The sequence below is a fragment of the Sinorhizobium fredii genome (assembly GCF_002944405.1).
Taxonomy (GTDB): Bacteria; Pseudomonadota; Alphaproteobacteria; order Rhizobiales; family Rhizobiaceae; genus Sinorhizobium; species Sinorhizobium fredii_C.
The window spans coordinates 952347-968302 of record NZ_CP024310.1; the positions used below are offsets into that span (position 1 = coordinate 952347).

The following is a 15956-nucleotide window of genomic DNA, read 5'->3' on the forward strand; positions in this document are numbered from 1 at the left end:
ACGCTCTTACCCCTTGAAGACGCCCGGCAGCCAAAGCGAGAGGGCCGGAACATAGGTGACGAGCCCGAGGACGATCAAACCCGCCAGATAGAAGGGCCAGATGCTGCGCATCGCCTCCCACACTGTGATTTTCCCGACCGCGCAGGCGACGAACTGGACCGCGCCGACCGGCGGCGTATTGAGGCCGATCCCGAAGTTCAGGATCATGATCACCCCGAAATGGACCGGATCGACTCCGTAGGCCATCGCCACCGGCAGGAAGATCGGGGTGCAGATGATGATCGTGGGCCCCATGTCCATGAAGGTGCCGAGAAACAGCATCAGGACGTTGATCAGCAGGAGGACGATGATCGGATTTTCCGAGATTGTGTTCATCCAATCGATCAGCGCGGCAGGCACCTTGAGGAAGGCCATCAGCCATGAGAAGGCGGCGGCCATGCCGATGATCAAGAGGACCATCGCCGTCGTGCGCACCGCGCCGAAGGTGGCGCGGACGAAGTCCTGCCAGTTCATCTGACGGTAGACGAAGACGGTCACGGCCAGCGCGTAGAGAACGGCGATGCATGAGCTTTCCGTCGCCGTGAACACGCCCGAACGGACGCCGCCGAAGATGATGGCGATGAGCAGCAGACCGGGGGTCGAGATGAGCAGCAAGCGGCCGACCCGGGCAAATCCTGGAAAGACCTCGGTGGGATAGCCGCGGCTACGTGCCACGAAATAGGCGGTCACCATCAGCGCGGCCGCATAGAGGAGGCCGGGGACGATGCCCGCGGTGAAGAGATCCGCGATCGAGATCTTGCCGCCCGCCGAGATCGAATAGATGATCATGTTGTGCGAAGGCGGCAGCATCAGCGCGATCAACGCCGCCATGGAGGTGACGTTGACGGCATAGTCCGCGCCGTAGCCGCGCGCCTTCATCTGCGGGATCATCAGCCCGCCAACGGCGGCGGCCTCTGCGACGGCGGAACCGGAAATGCCGCCGAACAGCGTCGCGGTGACGATGTTGACCTGACCCAGTCCACCGCGGATGTGGCCGACCAGCGAGGCGGCGAAGGCGACGATCTTCTGGGCGATGCCGCCGCGCACCATCAGGTCGCCGGCATAGATGAAGAACGGGATGGCGAGCAGAGAAAACACGCTCATGCCGGAATTCAGTCGCTGGAAGATGACGAGCGGCGGCAGCCCAAGATAGAGCACGGTCGCGAAAGAGGCGACGCCGAGGCAGAAGGCGATCGGCGTGCCGATCAGCATCAGCAGCGTAAATACGCCGAAGAGGATCATCATATCCATCCGATCACGCCTTTACATTCGCGGTGTCGAGTTCGGCGGCAGCCTCCGCCGGCGGCAATTCGTCGAGAAGATCGTCGATCGGTTCTCCTGCAAGCCGAAGAACGATGCGTTCCAGGGCGAACAGGCTGATCAGCACGCCGCCTGCAACCAGCGGCACATAGTTCCAGCCGCCGGAGATGTGCAGGGACGGCAGAATGGTGTCCCAGGTGAGCCTGACAAGCTCGACCCCGTACCAGATCATGCCGCAGCCGAAGGCGAGCGCGACAAGGTCCGAGATCATCCGCAGCCACTTCTTCCCACCCTTGGGTACCACGTAGAGCAGGACGTCGAAGCCGAGATGGTAGTTTTCCCGCACGCCGACCGCGGCACCCAGGAAGATGAACCAGCTCATCAGCATGACGGCGCCGGGCTCGGTCCAGCTCGGCGAGTCGTTCAGCACATAGCGGCAGAACACCTGCCAAGCGACGATCGCCGTCATCACGACAAGGCCGATCCCCGCGAGCCAGAGCGTAAGCGTGCTCAACCCCGAGAGCGCGCGGCCCGTTTTCACCAGTCTGGTGGACATGGTCGTCATCCCTAGAAGGGATGGGCAGGGTCGGGCCTGCCCATCAAATGGCGTCATTGAACCGCCCGTACGTCCTCGACCATCTTCTTCAGGACCGGATCGGTGACGTGCTTCTCGTAAACCGGCTTCATCGCATCGATGAAACCCTGCTTGTCGGGCGTGGAAATCTTCGCGCCGGCCGCCTCGACCTTGGCGCGCGACTCGCTGACCTTGGCCGCCCAGAGCTCGCGCTGCTTGGCGACGCTGTCCTTGGCGGCCTGCTTGAAGATCTCCTGGTCTTCCGGCGTTAGCTTGTCGAAGGCCGCCTTGTTCATCACGAACACCTCCGGAAGAATGGTGTGCTCGTCGAGCGAGAAGTTCTTGGCCACCTCGAAATGCTTGGCGGTGTCGTAGCTCGGGAAATTGTTCTCGGCACCGTCGATGACGCCCGTCTCGATCGCCGAGTAGACTTCGCCATAGGGCATCGGCGTCGCATTGGCGCCGAGCGCCGCCACCATGTCGACAAAGATATCCGACTGGATGACGCGGAACTTCAGCCCCTTCATGTCAGCAACGGAAGTGATCGGCTTCTGCTTGTTATAGAAGGAGCGCGAGCCCGCATCATAATAGGCAAGCACCACCAGTCCGGCGCCTTCGAATGCCTTTTTGATCTGCTCGCCGATCGCGCCGTCCATGACCTTGTGCATGTGCTCTTCCGAGCGGAAGAGGTAGGGCAGGGCCGGGATGATCGACTCCTTCACCGTGCCGTTGAAGGGTGCCATCGACACGCGGTTCAGCTCGATCACGCCGGAGCGCACCTGTTCGATCGTGTCCTTCTCCTCGCCGAGCTGCGCCGAGTGGTAAACCTCGACAGCGTAGCGGCCGGCAGTACGCTCCTTGACCAGCTCGCCGAAATATTCGACGGCCTCAACCGTCGGATAGCCGTCCGGATGCGTATCCGATGAGCGCAGCACTGTCTGGGCGCTGGCCGCACCGGTCATGAATGCAGCGGCAAGCAGCAGGCCCGCCGTCAGTTTTCCAAGAATTCTCATGCTCTCCTCCCGTTTCGCATGATCAGATCGATGATCTCACTTTCACTGTTTCAAAGTCGGTACGCCTTCTTTGCGAGTCCGCAGGCAAGATCTCGGGCAAGCTCGCAGGCCTCGTCCTCTCTCAGCCGATGTTCGGCCACCAGGCGTGCCAAAAATGCGCAGTCGACCCGGCGTGCGATATCGTGGCGCGCCGGGATCGACGGAAACGCCCTGGTGTCGTCGTTGAAGCCGACCGTGTTGTAGAACCCGGCCGTCTCGGTGGTCATCTCGCGGAAGCGGCGCATGCCTTCCGGGCTGTCGTGGAACCACCAGGCGGGCCCGAGTCTGAGCGCCGGGTAGACGCCGGCGAGCGGCGCAAGCTCGCGCGCATAGCTCGTCTCGTCCAAGGTAAAGAGAATGACGGTCAGGCCGGGCTCCAGGCCGACGGCGTCGAGCAGCGGCTTCAAGGCCGTCACGTAATCCGTGCGGGTCGGAATATCGAAACCCTTGTCGCGGCCGAACTTTGCCAGCATCGACGGGGAATGATTGCGGAAGGAGCCCGGATGGATCTGCAGCACCAGTCCGTCGTCAAGGCTCATCTTTGCCATTTCGGTCAGCATCTGAGCACGGAACAGTCGGCTCTCGTCCGCATCCGCCTTGCCAGAGCGCACCTTGTCGAAGAGCGCCACTGCGGCCGCCTCGGAAAGGTTCGCCGTATCCGCCGTGGCATGGCCGTGATCCGTGGAAGTTGCGCCGAACTGCTTGAAATAGGCGCGCCGGGCCCGATGCGCGTCCAGATAGCCCTTCCATGTTCCGGTGTCGGCGCCGGTGATCTGACCCAGCCTGTCAAGATTGGCGGAAAAGCCGGCGAACTCCGGATCCACGACCGAGTCGGGTCTGTATGCGGGAACGACGCGGCCCTTCCAGCCGCTTTCGCGGATTTTCGCGTGCCAATGCAGATCGTCGAGCGCGCCGTCGGTCGTCGAGATTACCTCGATATTGAAGCGTTCATAGAGGGCGCGGGGGCGGTAGTCCGGCTTGTCGAGGCAAGCGGAGATGCGGTCGTACAGGCGATCGGCGTTTTCCGCCGAGGGCAACTCCTCAATGCCGAAGAGGTTGGAAAGCGTGTAGTCGAACCAGAGGCGCGTCGGCGTGCCGCGAAACAGATGATAGCGCTCGCAGAAAAGTCGCCAGATCGCGCGTCCGTTCGTCTCGACCGGCGCGCCGTCGAGGGTCGGCACGCCGAGCTCTTCCAGTTTCACACCCTGGCTGAACAGCATGCGGAATACATAGTGGTCCGGTACGATGAGAAGCTGTGCCGGATCGGGGAAGGGCTCGTCGAGCGCATACCACCGCGGTTCCGTGTGACCGTGCGGGCTGACGATCGGCAGTCCGCGCACCTCGGCATAGAGGTCCCGCGCGAGCCGCCGCGTGCCCTCGTCCGCCGGAAACAGAAGATCTGGGTCGATCAGCCCCTTCATGTGGCCCGCTCCTCCTATAGGCTTTCTATGGCTAGAGCCTGTAAAATAAAATGTCAACATACAAATTTTTTTACTTGTATGATGAATTTGGTTGTGCACGTTCTTACGTTGGGCAAGTCGCGTTCGCGCCCTGTCAGACTGTATGAACCAAGGGCGGCAGCGGTGCGGTTCTGCTCAAAGGGATCGCCGATCACCGGGTGATGGAGAGAGCGAGATGGCAAGGATACGCGTCGGTCTGATCGGCCTCGGCATGGCCGCAGCGCCACATGCCAAAAGTCTGCTCGATTTACAGGAGAGGGCCGAGGTCGCCGCTGCCTTCAGTCCTACGCCGGCGCGGCGCGAAGCATTTACGCAGACTTATGGATTTCCAACTTGCGACGACGCCGAGACGATCTTCGCCGATCCGTCGATAGCAGCCGTCATGGTGCTGACGCCGCCCAATACACATCTTGACCTCGTCCGGCGGGCGGCCGCAGCGAACAAGCATGTGCTTCTCGAAAAGCCGCTGGAGATAACGCCGGCGCGCGCCGAGGCATTGGTGGAACTTGCCGAAAAAGCAGGAATCGTACTCGGCATCGTGCTTCAGCACCGCTTTCGCCCGGTCAGCGAGGCACTTGCCGAACTGATCGAGGAGGGGCGTCTCGGCGAGATCGTCAGCGCTTCGGCGCGCCTCCACAACTGGCGCCCGCAAAGCTATTACGACCAGCCGGGACGTGGCACGCGGGCTCGCGACGGCGGCGGCGTGCTTCTCACCCAAGCGATCCACACGCTCGACCTCATGATTTCACTCGCCGGCCTTCCGGAGGAGGTCAGAGCCCATGCGGCAACCAGCAAGGTGCACCGCATGGAAACGGAAGACCTCGCCATGGCGGCAATCCGCTTTGCAAACGGAGCGATCGGCACGGTGAGTGCTACCACCTGCGCCTATCCGGGCTTTCCCGACGAGATCGACGTCATCGGCACGCGCGGCATGGCGCGCCTCGGCGGAAGGAATTTGACCGTCTCCTTTCACGATGGAACGGAACTCACGATCGAGGACGAGGCGGCCGGAGGTGCCGGCGCCGATCCGATGGCCTTCCCGCACCACCATCACCGCGCGGTGCTCGCCGATTTCCTCGATGCCATCGAGACCGGACGAGAGCCGCGCGTCAACGGCCGCGAGGCGATAAGGGTTCACCGCCTCATTGAAGCAATTCTCGCGGCCGCCGAGAGCGGCCGCCCGCAACGTTCTTAGGCCTCGTTGCGCCACCTACGACCAATCGGGGAGGCGGACATGGCTTTCTCAGTGAACATGACGGCTCACCTATAGCGACCGATCGCCAGATCCTTCGCGTCGATCTCTGGCTTGCGCCCGCCGACCAGATCGCTGATGAGACGGGCCGAACCGCAGCTCATCGTCCAGCCGAGCGTGCCGTGTCCGGTGTTGAGGTAGAGACCGGCAATCTTCGTCGGCCCGATCACCGGCGTCCCGTCCGGCGTCATCGGCCTGAGTCCGGACCAGAAGGATGCCTGTCGCAAATCGCCGCCCGGGAACAGATCTGTCACCGAATGGTCGAGGGTGCGCCGCCGGGCAGGGCCAAGATCGTTGGTGTATCCGGAGATTTCCGCCATGCCGCCGACACGGATCCGGTCGCCGAGACGCGTGATGGCGATCTTGTAGGTCTCGTCCATGACGGTGGATTCCGGTGCGCGCGAAGCGTCGGTGATGGGAATCGTCAGTGAATATCCCTTGACGGGATAGACCGGCAGCTTGATGCCGAATGGTTTCAGCAGCAGCGGTGAATAGCTGCCGAGCGCGACGACGACCGCATCCGCGTTCAGCCGGTCGCGTTCGGTCAGGACGCCGCGCACCTGCCCGCCTTCAACATCCAGCCCCTTGATAAGCGTGCCATAGGCGAAGCGGACTCCGAGCGCCGCCGCCCTGGCGGCGAGCGCGTTGGTGAATTTGAAGCAGTCGCCGGTTTCGTCCTTCGGCGTCAGCAGACCGCCGACGATCTTTTCTCGGACATGCTTCAGAGCGGGCTCGACCCCAATGCAGCCGTCACGGTCGAGCACCTTGTAGGGCACGCCGTCGGCCGCCAGCGCCTTGACATCCTTGCCCGAAGCGTCCAGCTGCTGCTGCGTCCTGAAAAGCTGCAGCGTGCCCTGCATGCGTTCGTCATAGGCGATGCCGGTCTCCGCCCGGACCTCCGCCAGTGATGTCCGGCTGTAAGCCGCGAGGCGCAACATGCGGCTCTTGTTGATCGCGTAGCGCTCCGGGGTGCAGTTCCTCAGCATCTGGAACATCCAGGTGAGCATGGCGCGGTCGATCTTCGGCCGCAGGATGAGCGGCGCATGCTCCATGAAGAGCCATTTCAGCGCCTTCATTGGAATACCGGGTGCGGCCCAGGGCGAGCAGTAGCCGAAGGAGACTTCGCCGGCATTGGCGAAGCTGGTTTCCAGGGCCGGACCTTGCTGGCGGTCGATGACGGTGACCTCGTGTCCTGCCTTGGCGAGCTGGTAGGCACTGGTGACGCCGATCACACCGGCGCCGAGAACGATGACTTTCATGGTTTCCTCGATGATGGACGATCAGAGGTAGCGACGCTCGTAGCGGCGGCCGAGGCTAGTCAGAATTTCATAGGAGATGGTGCCGCCTGCTTCCGCCAGTTCTTCAAGCGTTTGGTGAGGGCCGAGAACCTCGACAAGGCTTCCCAGCGCAAGCGTGCCTTCGGGAAGGGCGGAAATATCGACGGTTATGCTGTCCATCGAGACGCGCCCGACGAACGGCAGGCGAACGCCGTCGTAGAAAACGGCGCCGCGATGGCTGAGACTGCGCGGCAGGCCGTCGGCATAGCCTGCGGCGATCGTGGCAAGCCTGGTTTCGGCGGAAGTCACATGCGCACCGCCATATCCGACCCGCGTGCCGGCCGGCACCGTTCTCGTCTGAATGACGGCAACGTCGAGCCGCACGACCGGCTCCATTGGATTGGGCTTGCCCGCTGTGGGTGCTCCCCCGTAGAGGGCGATGCCGGGACGAGACAGCACACCGTGATAGTCGTCGCCCATGAATATGCCGCCGGAATTGGCTAGGCAGACGCTCAAGCCTGGAAACTCGGCGGCGATCCGACCGATCTCGGCGAGCTGCTCTGCATTCTGGCCATTGTCCAACTCGTCGGCGCAGGCGAGGTGGCTCATGATGAACAGAATTTCGATATTGCCGCAGCCCTCGAGATCAGCCGCAAGCGGGGTTCGTTCCTCCGGGGGAACCCCCAAGCGCGACATGCCCGTGTCGAACTGCAAGACGGCGGGAAGAACGCGCCCGAGCTTCCGCGCCGTCAGCGACCAGCGGCGGAATTGCTCGAGAGAGTTGAGAACCGGAACGATGCGGGCCTTGGCGCAGGTGATCTCCGTTCCGGGCTGCAGCCCGTTGAGCACGAATATCTGCGTGTCGTTCGGCAAAAGCGGTCCGAGCTTCACCGCCTCGGGGAGATGCGCAACAAAGAAATGCCGGCAGCCTTCCGCATGCAGGGCGTCGGAGACCTGCTCGGCGCCAAGGCCATAGGCGTCGGCCTTGACCACCGCGGCGGCGGTTGCCGGTGCGACCCTTGTCGAAAGCTTTCGATAATTCCGCCGCAAGGCGGCAAGATCGATCGTCAGGTAGCCCGAAGCGCCACCCACCGTTTGTCGATCTGGAACATGCAAGGCATGACGGTTCATGTGCAACCCTCTCGTTGCGCAGAACATATTGAAACGATCGTCGAATATCTTATCTGGTGTTGATTGATTGTATCAAAGTATGGGCAATACCTGCACATACTGCACAAAAACGGAGCTTTTATGCATGACAGCGCTTGACGCGATCGATCGAAATATCCTGCGTCTGCTCCGCGTCAACGCGCGCATGAGCAATGCCCGCATGGCGAAGGAGGTTGGCCTGTCGCCGTCGGCTTGTCTGCGCCGGATAAGATTGCTCGAAGAGGCCGGCGTCATACGCGGCTACACCGCGCTGGTGGAAAGCGGCAGTTCCGAGGACACGATCGCGGTGATCATCAATATCACGCTGGAGCGACAGACGGAGGATCATCTCGACCGTTTCGAAGCGGCGGTGCGCAAGCATCCGGAAATACGCGAATGCTTCCTCATGACGGGCGGATCGGATTATCTGCTGCGGGTAGAAGTCGCGGGCGCCGGCGAGTTCGAGCGGATCCACAAGGACATTCTCTCGACGCTGCCCGGCGTCCTGCGCATCCATTCGAGCTTTTCAATCCGCAACGTTCTCGCCACCCGAACCAAGCCCCGGCGGTGACGGGTCTGTCGAAGGTTTCGGGGCAAATAATCCAGTGGGTGGCCTCATTGTCCGAAGTTCCATAAGATAGATTACGCGATTTTGCATTGTAGCCGCAAAGTTGAAGTGTCCTGATCCTGCAAAGTAAGAATGTCACTCTCCCCGCGTTTTGATGCCGTGGGAGATTGCGGATGGGACTGATTGCGATGAGCGAGCGCGATCTGCAGCGGATTGAGGTTTTGTCGGCGGTCGTCGACGGTCGGACGACGATCGTGTCTGCAGCCCAAGTCCTGGCGCTGAGCCCGCGTCAGGTTCGCCGGTTGCTGGATGTCTTCGGGCAGCATGGCGCGGCGGCGATCCGGCACAAGGCGCGGCCGGCCGTCGAACAATCGGATTTGCGACGGCGTGCGCGATTATGCGGTGGCGATTGTGCGCGAGCGTTATGCGGATTTCGGTCCGACGCTGGCGGCCGAGAAGCTGGCCGAAGCGCATGGGCTGACGGTTTCGCGCGAGACCTTGCGCAAATGGATGGCTGAGGCCGGCCTGTGGCTGTCACGCAAGCAGCGGCGCACGTTCCATCAGCCGCGGCTGCGCCGAGAAGCCTACGGCGAGCTGGTGCAGATCGACGGTTCCGAGCATCGCTGGTTTGAGGATCGTGGGCCGCCCCGTTCGCTTCTGGTGTTCATCGACGATGCGACGGGCAAGCTGCTGCAGTTGCGCGTCGTGCGGTCGGAAAGCGCCTTCAGCTATTTTGAGGGCTGGAGCTCTATCTGAAGGAGCACGACGCTCCTGTCGCCTTCTATTCCGACAAGCATTCGGTGTTCCGGGTGGCGAAGAAGGATGCCAAGGGCGGTCAGGGAATGACGCAGTTCGGGCGCGCGCTCTCAGAGCTAAACATCGAGATTCTTTGCGCAAATTCGAGCCAGGCGAAGGGCCGGGTCGAGCGGATGAACCGAACGCTGCAGGACCGGCTGGTCAAGGAACTGCGGCTCGCCGGGATCTCCGGCATGGACGCAGGCAACGACTTCCTGCCCGGCTTTATCGCGCGTCACAATGCACGCTTTGCCCGCACCCCTGCCCGGTCGGAGAATCTGCATCGGCCGTTGAACCTCATGCCGGACCGGCTAAAGGATATTCTCTGCAAGCGCGAGCAGCGTTATGTCGGCGCCCAGTTGACGTTCTCCTACGAGCGCAAGCGGATCACGCTCGAGGAGAACGAGGTGACACGCGGACTGGTCGGGCGCTATGTCGAGACCTACGCTTTCGCCGACGGCCGGCTCGACGTGCGCTGGAAGGGACATTCCCTGCCTTATAAGACGTTCGACAAGGACCAGCGGGTGACGCATGCGGCGATCACCGAGAACAAGCGGCTTTCCGATGTGCTGGCCTACATCAAGGAGCGGCAGGAGCAGTTGCCGGCGCCGAAGGTCGGGACCAACAGCGAGAAGAATGGCTATAGGCCGCGAAGACGTAAGCCGGGCAAACGGACGGATTTTATCAACGATCCCGCGGTCATCGCCCGCCGGCAGCAAGCGCTTTCTCGCCTTGATGCCGCAGAATAATCAGTGGTCTGGCTGTCAAAGCTAAAGCCGATCAGTGGATAATCCACCCGCCCCGATCTCACCTTGCAACCCGGACCAGCCGGTCAGATCGGGGCTGGTCCTCGTGCCGTGTGGCAGCGCTGCAAGTGACATTTCTACTTTGCGCCGGAGCGGACATTTCAACCTGGCCGCCACATCCAATGTAGCGGCATTTTAGAGATGCGACATATGAGCCAGTTAGAGATGCGACAGTCGTCGCCTCTTGGGATGCTGGCCAAACGCTTCCGCCACCAACTTCGCCAAGGCCAAAGAGGCGGTGAGGCCCGGCGATTCTATGCCGAACAGGTTGATCAGCCCGGGCACGCCATGCACGGTGGGGCCCTGTACGACGAAATCCTGATAGGCGACCTCCGGAGGCACGATCTTCGGCCGAATGCCGGAATAGGCCGGCAGCAATGCGCCATCCTTAAGGTCTGGGAAATAGCGGCGTACGCCGGCATAAAAGAGCGCCGCCTTTGCCGGGTCGACATCGTATCGAAGCGTGTCGACCCATTCGATGTCGGGGCCGAACCGCGCCTGGCCGGTCAGGTCGAGGGTCAGGTGGATTCCGAGGCCTCCCTTGACGGGGACGGGATAGATCAGGCGCGAGAACGGCGCCTTTCCGACGAGCGAGAAATAGTCTCCCTTTGCGAAGTATTCCTTCGGCACCAGCGCCGGCGGCATGCCGTCGATCAGGCGTGCCAGCCTGGGTGCGGCAAGCCCGGCGGCATTGACGAACAGACGGCAGCCGAGACGTGTCGGTGCGGCGCCGCCGACATCGACCACAATGCCGCGCGCGGTTGCCCTACCCCGCTCGACCGGGCTGTTGCAGACGAGGACTGCGCCGGCATTTTCGGCATCGCCGAGCAGCGACAGCATATAGGCGTGACTGTCGACAATGCCGGTCGAAGGCGACAGGAGCGCGCCGGTCGCGGCAAGTGCCGGTTCGAGGGAGCGCGCCTGCCCGGCAGAGATTTGCCTGACATCCGTCACCCCGTTGTGCGCCGCCCCGGCGGCGATCGCCGGCAGCTGTTTCAGCTCCGCTTCTGAAGTTGCGACGATCAGCTTGCCGCACCGCTGGTGTGGAAGCCCGCGCTCGCGGCAATAGGCATAAAGCAGGTTTCGGCCGTCGACGCATAGACGCGCCATCAGGCTGCCTGCCGGATAGTAGATGCCGGCATGGACGACTTCGCTGTTGCGCGACGAGGTCTCGCTTCCGATGCGATCGGCCGCTTCGAGGATGAGCACCTCGTGGCCGGCCAGCGCAAGGGCGCGGGCAACGGCAAGCCCGATGACGCCGGCTCCCGCGATGATGCATTCCACTTGCTCCAGCGACATGGCAGGCCTGACATCATTTCATTGCTTCACCGAATCTATGAAAGCAACGAAGTGCGCTAACTCTCTGAAATTATGACTTTTGGACGGAGGACCGCTACATGCCTGTTCTAGAAATTGCTCTAGCACAGGAGAGCGGGACGCGCCAATGACCCGTTAGATCAATGCTCCCTCGCCCATTCGGGTCATGGTCTAATTCTTGACTGCAGACCTCGTTGTGCGAGCCTTGAGACGGAGGTCGCCGAGCGGCAAAACGCTCTTTCGTAAATCCCATGAATTTCATCCCCACCCAACCGTCACATTTCATACTTTCCCATTCAATGGGAGGTTCCCATGTTCAGCAGGAAGGAATGGCACGCTCACGAAACCGAGACTTCACCGGCTTTTGCCGTTGGCGTCTTGCTCTTGTCGATCGGCCTCATCGTCGCTTACCTCGTGCTGGCGACCGGCGTCGCAGACGATAGGCGATCCGGAGCCAAGGTCTACGCACCGCTGACCCAAGAGAGGCTGAGCGCGCCCGGGAGGTTATGACAGTTTCTTGCGAACGGCTCCGCAAGGTCTCGGCGCTGAGTGCCTTTTCGGCTAAATGATCACTTGTTCCCCCAACTCGACGACGCGGTTGGCGGGCAGATGGAAGTAGTCGGTCGGGTCAATTGCCGAGTCAGCCATCGCTATGAACAGCCTGTCCTGCCATCTCGGCATACCCGAAGCGGGGTCCGGAACGAGCTTGCGCCGGCCGAGATAGAAGGACGTCGACATGATCTCGAATTTAAAACCTTCCTTGCGGCAGCGCGCCAGCGCCCGTGAGACATTCTGGTCATCCATGAAGCCGAACCTCAGCTCGAGCTTGCTGAACCGGTCGGAGAGCTTCGTCAGCGTGTAGCGATCCTTCTCCGCGACATAGGGCACCCTTGCCGTTTTGATGGTCAGGATGACGTTGTGCTCGTGAAGCACATGATTGTGCTTGATGTTGTGCAGGAGGACGGACGGCGTGGTCTCGGGCGTGGCGGTCAGGAAGATCGCCGTTCCCGGCACTTCGACCGGAGCGTGCTCGGATTTTCGTTCGACGGCAGCGATGAACTGGTCGAGCGGCACTTCCAGACGCGCAGTCTTCTCGCGCAGAAGCTGCACGCCTCGCCGCCAGGTCCACATGATCGTGATCAACGTTCCGGCGAAAAGGATGGGTACGAAGCCGCCATGGTGAATCTTGAAGAGGTTGGCGCCGAGAAAGACCATTTCCAGCAGGAACAAGGGGAGTAGGACTGCAATGGCAGTCAGCACAGCCCAGCCCCACTGCCGGCGAACGAACTCGAACGCGAGAATCGTGTCGATCAGCATGGCACCGGTGATCGAGACGCCATAGGCGGGCGCGAGGGATTCGGAACTGCCGAACACAAACAAAAGGACGAGCACCCCGATGAGGAGCGCCGTGTTGACCAAGGGCAGGTAGATCTGGCCAGTATGGGTTTCCGAGGTGTAGCAGATCTCGAAGCGAGGCAGGAAGCCGAGGTGGATGGCTTGCCGCACGAGCGAGAACGCGCCGGTTATTACCGACTGGCTGGCAATGATGGTCGCGAGCGTCGCAAGGAGCACCACCGGCAACAGGGCCCAGCTCGGAAACATCAGGAAAAACGGGTCGGAGATCGCCTCCGGATGCGACAGGATCAGCGCGCCTTGTCCGAGATAGTTCAAGGTCAGCGCCGGGAATACGACCGCAATCCAGGCCGCCTGGATCGGGGCGCGGCCGAAATGCCCCAGATCGGCGTAGAGAGCTTCCGCTCCCGTGACCGTCAGAAACACCGCCCCAAGAACGATGAAGCCAACGAGGCCGGCATTCCATAGGAAAACGACGGCGTGCACGGGATTGAAGGCTCCGAGGATTGCGAGATCGTCGCCGATATGGGCCACGCCGGCTGCGCCCAGGACCAAAAACCAGATGAGGGTGATCGGCCCGAAGAAGATCGAGACCGCGCCGGTGCCACGCGACTGAACGGCAAACAACAGCACCATGATCGCGACCGAGATCGGCAGCACGTAGTCGTGCAAGGCCGGCGTCACGAGCTTCAGCCCCTCGACGGCGGAGAGCACCGAGAGCGCCGGTGTAATCATTGCGTCGCCGACGAAGAGCGACGCACCGAAAATGCCGGTGAAGAACATCAGTACCGGATACCTGGTGCCCTTCTTCATCAGCAGGGCAAGCAGGGCCAAGGTGCCGCCCTCGCCATTGTTGTCGGCGCGAAGCAGCAGGATCACGTATTTAATTGTCACGATGATCGTCAGCGTCCAGATGACCAGCGAGATGAGGCCGATGATCTCTGCCCGCTCGACACCGCCCGCCGCAAAGGGCCGCAATGCCTCACGAAACGCATAGAGGGGGCTGGTGCCGATGTCGCCATAGACCACTCCCACGGATCCGAGCATCAGGGCGAGAAACTGGCGCAGGCCACGGCCCTGTGCCGGTGCATGGTCGACGGAGGCGGTCATGGGTTCTCCACGTCAGAAAATCCCCGAAGTGACGGACGCGCATGATGCTGGGCCAAAAATGGAGGCAGGGCGCCAACTTCTCTGCAACGCGCGGAAATCGGAGAAGTTTCTATCTTCGTACAGGACTGTACCGCCGACTTCCATGACCCAGAAAGGGAATCCAGCAGAAATCCGCTCTGGCAGAAGCTTGACCTCTGGCCGTCCGGGGGCTGGTCGCCTGATCTATCCGGCAACCGCCGGTCGGTCGGAATCGGTTTCATCCACGTGAATGCGGTCCCGGCCGGCGAGCTTGGCCATGTAGAGGGCCCGGTCCGCACGGGCATAGAGGCTGATCGCAGTGTCGCCCGGCTGAGCACCCGCGATGCCGGCCGAAAACGTGTATCCGAAATCGGGCCGCTCCTGAAGCGGACGGGACTTGCGCACGGAGGCGAGCATTCTTTCGAGAATCAATTTAGCCTGCTCGACGGGCGTGGCCGGTAGGGTAAGCACGAATTCCTCGCCGCCGACCCTCCCGAAGCAGTCGGTGCGCCGCACCAGGCGGTGAATGCGCGTCGCGAAATCCCTCAGGATTGCATCACCGGTCTGATGGCCGAACTGGTCGTTGATGCTCTTGAAACGGTCGATGTCCAGCACGCAGAGGCAGCCTGGCGAGCTCTGCTGCAGCATGTCCTCGATTCTCGCCGTCACGAAACGGCGGTTGGCGACGCCGGTTAGTTCGTCGGTATAGGAGGCCTTGATGGCCAGATCACGATCCTGTCGCACCGTGCGCGCCTTCACCCTGAGACCGGTCACATCGGTGGCCACGCAAAGCATCCAGCCATCCTTCTCGACGGTTTCGGTCATCCAAAGCCAGCGCCCGTCGAACAGATCGGTTTCAAAAGACCTGAAGCCGACCTTGCCGCGGCGCGACTGGGTCGATCGCAGCCATTTTTCGAAATCTCCCGCGCGAATGACGGTTCCGCGTTGGGCATGAAAGTTCCGCCGCATCAAGTCCGGCCATAGCGGCGTCTCATCCGGTGCGACGAAATAGGCTGACCGGAATGCCTCGTTGGCGTAGCGCAGCCTGTCGAACTCGTCATAGGCGGCGACGAGAACCGGAGAGGTCTCGAAGAGTTCAAAGAGTCGACTGGTATCCTTCGCCATATGTCGACGTTAGACGGTCTTCGTTAAAGGAAGCAATAAGCCAGCGGTGCGAATGCAAGCGCTTGGCGAATGGCGTCGTGGCCGACATTCCTCTCCGGCAACGGTCCCAAAGGGCAAACCAGCACTTGCACAGAGATTCGGGGCCGCTACCTGCAGTGACTCGTCATCGTCCCAATCAGGCATACACTGAACGTTTCCGGCACACGCTCGGGCGCCACGGATGTGCGAATCCGCCCCCGTCGAGAGGAGATGAACCATGGTGCCATCTCGCGACCGGTGCAGCACTTTCGGCCCCACAGAGGTGGATCTGCTGCACAGCATTTTCGAACAGATCCTGGAGGAAAAGGGTGTGGAGAGCAGCGGCGAGAGAGCGAATGAAATCGCCGCACGGTTGATTCGCATTTATCAGTCCGGCGTGCGCGACGTCGCAATGCTGAAAAAACTGTCCGTGCGTCCGCGGGAGTGATCCCACGACGCGAGGTCGGGCCGCCTGCCATCAGTGCAACGTCTTGTTTCCTGGGAAGGCAACGGGAGTGGCTTCGGCCATTTTCGCGGCCATTCGCATCGCGATCACATAGTCTTCGGTGAGCTCCATCAGCGCGAGCGCGATCTCCTGCCACGTCCAGCCGGCGCTTTCGGCCAGACTCGTGAAAATCTGAAAATCCTCTTCCAGCGCGCGCTCGCACTCGACCCGGCGGTCCGGGGGCTGGGGCTGGGTGATCGTGTCGGTGACCTTAGGCATCGTTCCTCCTAGTGAAGAGGGAAACTCGCAGACGAGGAGACCGGTTCCATCGCGCCGTT

General features: G+C 61.8%; 14 protein-coding genes and 1 pseudogene. 5 read left to right on the plus strand and 10 right to left on the minus strand.

What is annotated here, in order from left to right; translation table 11 throughout:
- Nucleotides 1-6 precede the first annotated feature (6 nt).
- The 4 genes from NXT3_RS28225 to uxaC are packed head-to-tail and all read right to left on the minus strand — an operon-like array spanning nt 7 to nt 4346.
- Nucleotides 7-1290, minus strand: a complete 1284-nt coding sequence (locus NXT3_RS28225; protein WP_104841129.1) for a TRAP transporter large permease — start codon at nt 1288-1290, stop codon at nt 7-9.
- A 4-nt stretch (nt 1291-1294) separates the two neighbouring features.
- The gene (locus NXT3_RS28230; protein ID WP_104841130.1) at nt 1295-1855 is read right to left on the minus strand and encodes a TRAP transporter small permease; all 561 of its coding nucleotides are present in this window, start codon (nt 1853-1855) and stop codon (nt 1295-1297) included.
- A gap of 53 nt (nt 1856-1908) precedes the next feature.
- On the minus strand, nt 1909-2886 hold the full coding sequence (locus NXT3_RS28235) for a TRAP transporter substrate-binding protein (protein WP_104841131.1): 978 nt from the start codon (nt 2884-2886) through the stop codon (nt 1909-1911).
- 50 nt (nt 2887-2936) lie between these two features.
- Nucleotides 2937-4346 carry a glucuronate isomerase gene (uxaC, locus tag NXT3_RS28240; RefSeq protein ID WP_104841132.1) on the minus strand — a complete coding sequence of 470 codons (1410 nt, stop codon included), beginning with the start codon at nt 4344-4346 and terminating at the stop codon, nt 2937-2939.
- 214 nt (nt 4347-4560) lie between these two features.
- On the opposite strand from uxaC, the gene NXT3_RS28245 reads away from it, so the two are divergent.
- Nucleotides 4561-5580, plus strand: coding sequence for a Gfo/Idh/MocA family protein (locus NXT3_RS28245; RefSeq protein ID WP_104841133.1), 1020 nt, complete (start codon nt 4561-4563; stop codon nt 5578-5580).
- Between the two features lie 65 nt (nt 5581-5645).
- Here NXT3_RS28245 and NXT3_RS28250 read toward each other — a convergent pair whose 3' ends face one another.
- Nucleotides 5646-6896 (minus strand): D-amino acid dehydrogenase, encoded by a 1251-nt coding sequence (locus NXT3_RS28250; RefSeq protein WP_037425465.1) that lies wholly within the window; start codon nt 6894-6896, stop codon nt 5646-5648.
- Nucleotides 6897-6917: 21 nt separating this feature from the next.
- Nucleotides 6918-8045, minus strand: coding sequence for an alanine racemase (gene alr / locus NXT3_RS28255; protein WP_104841134.1), 1128 nt, complete (start codon nt 8043-8045; stop codon nt 6918-6920).
- Between the two features lie 124 nt (nt 8046-8169).
- On the opposite strand from alr, the gene NXT3_RS28260 reads away from it, so the two are divergent.
- Both NXT3_RS28260 and NXT3_RS28265 read left to right on the plus strand, forming a co-directional pair.
- Nucleotides 8170-8634, plus strand: coding sequence for an Lrp/AsnC family transcriptional regulator (locus NXT3_RS28260; protein ID WP_037425458.1), 465 nt, complete (start codon nt 8170-8172; stop codon nt 8632-8634).
- A gap of 170 nt (nt 8635-8804) precedes the next feature.
- Nucleotides 8805-10175, plus strand: a pseudogene (locus NXT3_RS28265) (ISNCY family transposase).
- 216 nt (nt 10176-10391) lie between these two features.
- Here the strand turns inward: NXT3_RS28265 and NXT3_RS28270 are convergent.
- On the minus strand, nt 10392-11531 hold the full coding sequence (locus NXT3_RS28270; protein ID WP_199773410.1) for an NAD(P)/FAD-dependent oxidoreductase: 1140 nt from the start codon (nt 11529-11531) through the stop codon (nt 10392-10394).
- Nucleotides 11532-11861: 330 nt separating this feature from the next.
- Between NXT3_RS28270 and NXT3_RS28275 the strand changes: the two genes are divergently transcribed.
- The gene (locus NXT3_RS28275; RefSeq protein WP_097524651.1) at nt 11862-12059 is read left to right on the plus strand and encodes a hypothetical protein; all 198 of its coding nucleotides are present in this window, start codon (nt 11862-11864) and stop codon (nt 12057-12059) included.
- Between the two features lie 51 nt (nt 12060-12110).
- Here the strand turns inward: NXT3_RS28275 and NXT3_RS28280 are convergent, their stop codons facing one another.
- Both NXT3_RS28280 and NXT3_RS28285 read right to left on the minus strand, forming a co-directional pair.
- Complete coding sequence (locus tag NXT3_RS28280) at nt 12111-14012, minus strand: potassium transporter Kup (protein ID WP_104841135.1); 1902 nt, start codon at nt 14010-14012, stop codon at nt 12111-12113.
- A 222-nt stretch (nt 14013-14234) separates the two neighbouring features.
- Nucleotides 14235-15155 carry a GGDEF domain-containing protein gene (locus NXT3_RS28285; protein WP_097524649.1) on the minus strand — a complete coding sequence of 307 codons (921 nt, stop codon included), beginning with the start codon at nt 15153-15155 and terminating at the stop codon, nt 14235-14237.
- A gap of 256 nt (nt 15156-15411) precedes the next feature.
- Between NXT3_RS28285 and NXT3_RS28290 the strand changes: the two genes are divergently transcribed.
- Nucleotides 15412-15621 carry a hypothetical protein gene (locus tag NXT3_RS28290; protein ID WP_037417303.1) on the plus strand — a complete coding sequence of 70 codons (210 nt, stop codon included), beginning with the start codon at nt 15412-15414 and terminating at the stop codon, nt 15619-15621.
- 30 nt (nt 15622-15651) lie between these two features.
- Here the strand turns inward: NXT3_RS28290 and NXT3_RS28295 are convergent, their stop codons facing one another.
- Complete coding sequence (locus NXT3_RS28295) at nt 15652-15897, minus strand: hypothetical protein (protein WP_104841136.1); 246 nt, start codon at nt 15895-15897, stop codon at nt 15652-15654.
- Nucleotides 15898-15956 lie beyond the last annotated feature (59 nt).